Origin of the sequence: Pseudomonas sp. 21 (assembly GCF_000955805.1) — a bacterium.
In the GTDB taxonomy this organism is placed as follows: domain Bacteria; phylum Pseudomonadota; class Gammaproteobacteria; order Pseudomonadales; family Pseudomonadaceae; genus Pseudomonas.
The window spans coordinates 590672-596671 of sequence record NZ_JYOA01000001.1; the positions used below are offsets into that span (position 1 = coordinate 590672).

Below are 6000 nucleotides of genomic sequence, written 5' to 3' on the forward strand. Positions count from 1 at the left end.
TGACCGGAAATCTGGCGTTATCGGGTTTCCCTGATGAGCCTGGAGATTTTTCCCATCACTTCGTCAGCGCCCTTTCGTCATCAGCACCGGCCAGGCCCGGCTCAGTCGTGGCGCCAATGCGGCATGCGCTTTCGGGCCCCGGTGTCGGAAAAACGCTGAAAGAGGCTCGCGAGATCCAGCAGCAACACCAGGACGAAAAGCGGGGTTAACAGCAGGAGCATCGGGGCTGCCACCGCGAGCGCCCTTTCCGGCGCGATGACCAGGGTGCCGGCCATCAGCACCACCAGAAGGATGAGCACCAGCTTCATCAGGACCGACGCAAAGTCGAGGGTCTCGTCCATTTCGTTCTCCGCCACGGTCGATTCGAGTGACCTGTATAGCCGCGGACAAAAGGCATCGAAATCGGAAACTTCCGACAATCCAACAGTCATGTCTGAAGGCAGCCGGAACCGCTCTGTCCTGCTGCGAAGCGTCATATCGATGCAATGATTTCGACTTAATCTGCCGCGCCAACGATGCCTAAAATGGAAGTTGACCCATGCAGTACAAGTCGAGCCCCAGCGATGCCCAACCCTGGCCCGTCACCATCGCCTGGCTCACCATTGCGTTCATCTGCTACGCGTTCCCCTGGTCGGCATTCGCTGCCCTGCCCTCGTCTCAGGGCGGAGAACCGGTACTGCGCATCCAGGGCTCCAACACCATCGGTGCGCACCTGCTGCCCGAGCTGGTGAAGGGCCTGCTGGTCAGCGAGGGCTACGGCGACATCAGCGCGACGCCGGGCAAGGCAGAGAACGAGCAGCGCATCATCGGTCGCACCCAGGACGGCAAGCAGGCCATCATTGATCTGGCCGCCCATGGCTCCAGCACCGGTTTCGTCGCCCTGAAAGACAATACCGCCGAGCTGGCCGCCGCCTCGCGCCCGATCAAGGACACCGAGGCCGCAGGCCTGTCAGCGTCGGGCAACCTGCGCAGCGCCAAGGCCGAGCAGGTGATCGGCATCGACGGACTGGCGATCATCGTCAACGCGGCGAACCCGCTGGACGAACTGACCACCGATACGCTGGCGAAAATCTTCTCGGGCGAGGTGAATACCTGGGAAGAAATCGGTGGACGCGGCGGTGCCATCCGCCTGTATTCCCGCGACGACAACTCCGGCACCTTCGATACCTTCAAGGAGCTTGTCCTGGCGAGCCACGGCAAGGCATTGGCCAGCGGCGTACAGCGCTTCGAGTCCAGCGACCAGCTGTCCGCCGAGGTCAGCAAGGACCCGCAGGGCATCGGCTTCGTCGGCCTGTCGTCGATCCAGAAGTCCAAGGCGCTGCGTATAGCCGACGGCGACTCCCAGGCCATGCCGCCGTCCACCACCCTGATCGCGACCGAGGACTACCCGCTGTCGCGCCGCCTGTTCCTCTACATGAAACCCGAGGAGCCGAACCGCTGGGCCCGCGCCCTGCTGCAGTTCGCCCAGGGCGACAGGGGCCAGGCCCTGGTCAGCGCCAGCGGCTTCGTCGGCCAGCGCGTGCAGGCGGTGAAGATGGCCCCGCGTGCCAGCATGCCGGAGAATTACCAGGCCCTGGCCCGTGACGCCGAGCGCCTGTCGGTGAACTTCCGTTTCCGCGAAGGCAGCGCCACCCTGGACAACAAGGCCCAGCGCGACATCGACCGGCTGATCGCCTACCTGCAACAGAACGGCAAGATGAACAGGCAGGCGGTGCTGGTCGGTTTCGGCGATCCCAAGCAGGACCCGGCGCGCGCCGAACTGCTTTCCAAGCTGCGCGCCATGGCCGTGCGCCGTGAACTGGCGAAGGAAGGCGTGATGTTCCGCGAGATCAGCGGGATGGGCGATGCCCTGCCGGTGGCCGCCAACAGCGACAACGACGGACGGGTGAAGAATCGCCGCGTCGAAGTCTGGGTCTACTGATCCCCCTGGCGATCAGCGTCTAGACTGTCTGAAGGAAGCTGATCGCCCGATCCGGAAATGATGTAGGAACTTGTTACGTTCCTTCGCTTGTCTCTGTCGGGCGCTCTGCTATTTTCCCGCCAGTGACGCCGGGCCCCTCTGACGGTTGCCAACCGCCATGTCGGAGTCACTTTTCGACAACGACACTAAGGGAGGGGCCAAATGACAGCTCTGCACGCCTTTTTGACCGAACCATTCCTCGGAACCGCCACCTGGTTCTGGCTGGCCTTCCTGGCCATCGTGATTCTTCTCCTCGTACTCGACCTGGGCGTCCTGCAACGCGATCACCATGAGATCGGCGTGCGCGAGAGTCTGATGCTCTCTGCCGGCTACTTCGCCTGCGGCCTGGCCTTCGGTGGCTGGGTCTGGTACGAGTTCGGCGCCACCAGCGCGGTGGAGTACTACACCGGCTTCCTCGTCGAACAGTCGCTATCGATGGACAACGTGTTCGTCATGGCGATGATCTTCGGCTTCTTCGGCATTCCTCGCCGTTACCAGCACCAGGTGTTGTTCTGGGGCATTCTCGGTGCGATCGTCATGCGCGCGCTGATGATTGGCCTGGGTGCCGCGCTGGTGAAGGAATTCGAGTGGATCATGTACGTATTCGGCGCCTTCCTGCTGTTCAGCGGCGTGAAGATGCTGCTGGCCAAGCATGAAGCCGAGCCGGACCTGGCCAACAACCCGGTGCTGAAGTTCCTGCGCAAGCGCATCCGCATGACCGACACCCTCCACGAGCACCACTTCTTCGTGAAGATGCCGGATGCCTCGGGCAAGCTGGTGCGCTACGCCACCCCGCTGTTCCTGGCGCTGATCCTGATCGAGCTGGCCGACCTGGTGTTCGCGGTGGACAGCGTGCCGGCGATCTTCGCCATCACCCAGGACCCGTTCATCGTCTACACCTCGAACATCTTCGCCATCCTCGGCCTGCGCGCCCTGTACTTCTCGCTGGCGGCGATGATCCACCGCTTCGTGTACCTCAAGTACGCCCTGGCGCTGGTCCTGGTGTTCATCGGCACGAAGATTTTCCTGCACGGATTCATCGGCAAGGTTCCCGCAGCCCTGTCCCTTGGCGTAACCTTCGGCCTTTTGGCGGGTGGCATACTGCTATCCTTGCTCAAGACCCGCAGAACCGGCGAGGAGCCGCTGGAAATCGTCAGCCAGGAGAGCATCCATGCAAGCGCTGGAGGTGAGGATCGAAGCCGTTGAGTTTCGCGGCCGGGCCTATTGGCAGGTCCGCCTCGGTCGTCGCGCGCTGCGCTTCCCCCATGAAGCCGCCGCGCGCGCCTTCGCCGCCCAGTTGCACACGCGGCGAGAGTGGCTGATCGAGCAGCGGGCGATGACCGACGGGCCGGAGCCCTGAGCCCCGCCATAAAAGCACAAGGCCAGCGCAAGCTGGCCTTGTTCATTGGGCGACACCTGCGTCTCTACGACAACCTGTGAGCCCAGCGCGTCTGGTGTAGGAGCGGGCCATGCCCGCGATCGCGCGCACGGCGCGCTCCGGCACCAGACGGGCGTCGGGTCCGCCAAGGGAATCCATTCGCGATGCTTCAGCATCGCTGAAAACGAAAAAGGCCCGCATCAGCGGGCCTTTTTCATTGGACTTGCAATCAACGGCTGCTGCGCAGCGCGTCACGCGGCACGTACTTGCCGATCTCGTATTTGCCGATGGCGGCACGGTGCACCTCGTCCGGGCCGTCGGCCAGGCGCAGGGTGCGCTGCATGGCGTACCAGTAGGCCAGGGGGAAGTCGTTGGAGACACCGGCGCCGCCGTGCATCTGGATGGCGCGGTCGATCACCTGCAGGGCGACGTTGGGCGCGACGACCTTGATCTGGGCAATCTCGCTCTGGGCAAACTTGTTGCCGGCCTTGTCCATCATGTATGCGGCATTGAGGGTCAGCAGGCGGGCCTGGTTGATCTCGATGCGCGAGTTGGCGATGTGGTCGATGTTGCCGCCCAGGCGCGCCAGCGGCTTGCCGAAGGCGGTGCGGCTGACGGAGCGCTTGCACATCAGTTCCAGTGCGCGCTCGGCCATGCCGATGGAGCGCATGCAGTGGTGGATGCGGCCAGGGCCGAGGCGACCCTGGGCGATCTCGAAACCACGGCCTTCGCCGAGCAGGACGTTCTCGTAGGGCACGCGGACGTTCTCGAAAAGGACTTCAGCGTGGCCGTGCGGGGCATCGTCGTAGCCGAACACCGGCAACGGACGGAGGATCTTCACGCCGGGGGCGTCGGTGGGCACCAGGATCATCGAGTGCTGCTGGTGGCGCGGCGCGTCCGGGTTGGTCAGGCCCATGAAGATCATGATCTTGCAGCGCGGGTCGCAGGCGCCGGAGGTCCACCATTTGCGGCCGTTGATGACCCACTCGTCACCATCGCGTACGGCGTTGGCTTCCATGTTGGTGGCATCGGACGAGGCCACGCCCGGCTCGGTCATGGCGAAGGCGGAGCGGATCTCGCCGCGCAGCAGCGGCTCCAGCCAGGTGCGCTTGTGCTCTTCGCTGCCATAGCGCACCAGCACTTCCATGTTGCCGGTGTCAGGAGCTGCGCAGTTGAAGGGTTCGGAGCCGATCAGCGAGCGGCCCATGATCTCGGCCAGCGGTGCGTATTCCATGTTGGTCAGGCCGGCGCCCAGTTCGGAATCGGGCAGGAACAGGTTCCACAGGCCTTCGGCCTTGGCCTTGACCTTGAGGTCTTCCATGATCTGCGTGGGCTGCCAGCGGTCACCCTGGGCCACTTGCTCCTCGAAGACCTTCTCGGCGGGATAGACGTTGGCTTCCATGAACGCGGTGAGGCGCTCACGCAGGTCCTGAACCTTGGCGGAATAAGCGAAATCCATGGGGGCTAACCTTCTGGCGGCGGTTGTTTGTGTGGAGTGATGCTAGAACAGCGGGAAGGATTTACCCAGCCTATTATCCGAATCGATGAACATTCATAACCCATATGGACCTGGGCTCAGGTTCGGGTATGATCGGGCCAAAACAATGACAAGCGGGAGCCCTGGAATGAACCTCAGCAAGGTCGATCTGAACCTGTTCATCGTCTTCGACGCGATCTATACCGAAGCCAATCTGACCCGCGCCGGACAGATAGTCGGCATCACCCAGCCCGCCGTCTCCAACGCCCTCGCCCGCCTGCGCGAGACCTTCAACGACCCGCTGTTCGTGCGCACCGCGCAGGGCATGGTGCCCACCCCCATGGCGCAGAACATCATCGGCCCGGTGCGCAACGCGCTGCAGCTGCTGCGCGTGTCGGTGCAGGAAAGCCGTACCTTCACCCCGACCCAGGCGAACAAGACCTACCGCATCAGCATGACCGACCTCACCGAGGCCATCGTCCTGCCACCGCTGTTCCAGCGCCTGCGCCGCCAGGCGCCGAACGTGCACATCGAGAGCTTCCTCTCCAAGCGCCGCGAAACCACCAAGGAGCTGGCCGCCGGCCGCCTGGACTTCGCCGTGGACGCGCCGCTGAACACCGACCCGCAGGTGCGCCACGTCAAGCTGATGGAAGACCGCTACGTCTGCGCCATGCGCCAGGGCCATGCGCTGGCCAAGGACAAGGTGACGCTGGAGGAGTACCTGTCGGTGGCTCACATCCAGATTTCCAGCCGTCGCAGCGGCCTGGGCTACGTCGACCTGTCGCTGGGCAAGATGGGCCTGCAGCGCAAGATCGCCCTGCGCTCGCAGCACTACCTGATGGCCTCCACCGTGGTGCAACAGACCGACATGGTGGTCACCGTGCCCGAGCGCTTCGCCCGCCACCATGGCCTGCACTTCGTCGACCTGCCGGTGAATGACGTGCCCAAGCTGGAAACCCACCTGTACTGGCACGAGAGCACCGACCAGGACCCAGCCAACCGCTGGATGCGCGAGCAGATCATCGAGTTGTGCCAGCAAGTGACGGCACGCGAAGCGCGCGAGGCGGCGGAGCGGGCCTGATTTCCGGGGCGATGCCTGTCGATGGGTATCGCTTCGCTCCACGCCATCGTCCGCTTTTCCCCGGACGCCATAGGCCACGGTCAACCTTGTAGGAGCGCGCCATG

The 6000-nt window shown here is 63.8% G+C and carries 6 protein-coding genes; 4 read left to right on the forward strand and 2 right to left on the reverse strand.

Annotation, left to right across the window (positions count from 1 at the left end; translation table 11 throughout):
• Positions 1 to 101: 101 nt before the first annotated feature.
• Entirely contained in the window at positions 102 to 341 is a 240-nt protein-coding gene (locus UB43_RS02575; RefSeq protein ID WP_045208114.1) for a hypothetical protein, read from the reverse strand.
• Between the two features lie 197 nt (positions 342 to 538).
• Between UB43_RS02575 and UB43_RS02580 the strand changes: the two genes are divergently transcribed.
• The 3 genes from UB43_RS02580 to UB43_RS02590 all read left to right on the forward strand — a co-directional run bounded on the left by UB43_RS02580 (position 539) and on the right by UB43_RS02590 (position 3320).
• Positions 539 to 1921 (forward strand): substrate-binding domain-containing protein, encoded by a 1383-nt coding sequence (locus tag UB43_RS02580; protein ID WP_045208117.1) that lies wholly within the window; start codon positions 539 to 541, stop codon positions 1919 to 1921.
• Between the two features lie 201 nt (positions 1922 to 2122).
• Positions 2123 to 3166, forward strand: coding sequence for a TerC family protein (locus UB43_RS02585; RefSeq protein WP_045208119.1), 1044 nt, complete (start codon positions 2123 to 2125; stop codon positions 3164 to 3166).
• On the forward strand, positions 3132 to 3320 hold the full coding sequence (locus UB43_RS02590) for a hypothetical protein (RefSeq protein WP_045208122.1): 189 nt from the start codon (positions 3132 to 3134) through the stop codon (positions 3318 to 3320). Before UB43_RS02585 ends, UB43_RS02590 begins: the two co-directional genes overlap by 35 nt.
• A gap of 247 nt (positions 3321 to 3567) precedes the next feature.
• Here UB43_RS02590 and UB43_RS02595 read toward each other — a convergent pair whose 3' ends face one another.
• A complete protein-coding gene (locus UB43_RS02595; protein WP_045208124.1) occupies positions 3568 to 4797 on the reverse strand; it encodes an acyl-CoA dehydrogenase in 1230 nt (409 codons plus the stop codon).
• A 166-nt stretch (positions 4798 to 4963) separates the two neighbouring features.
• On the opposite strand from UB43_RS02595, the gene UB43_RS02600 reads away from it, so the two are divergent.
• Positions 4964 to 5896 (forward strand): LysR family transcriptional regulator, encoded by a 933-nt coding sequence (locus UB43_RS02600; protein WP_024765514.1) that lies wholly within the window; start codon positions 4964 to 4966, stop codon positions 5894 to 5896.
• The last annotated feature ends 104 nt before the right edge of the window (positions 5897 to 6000 follow it).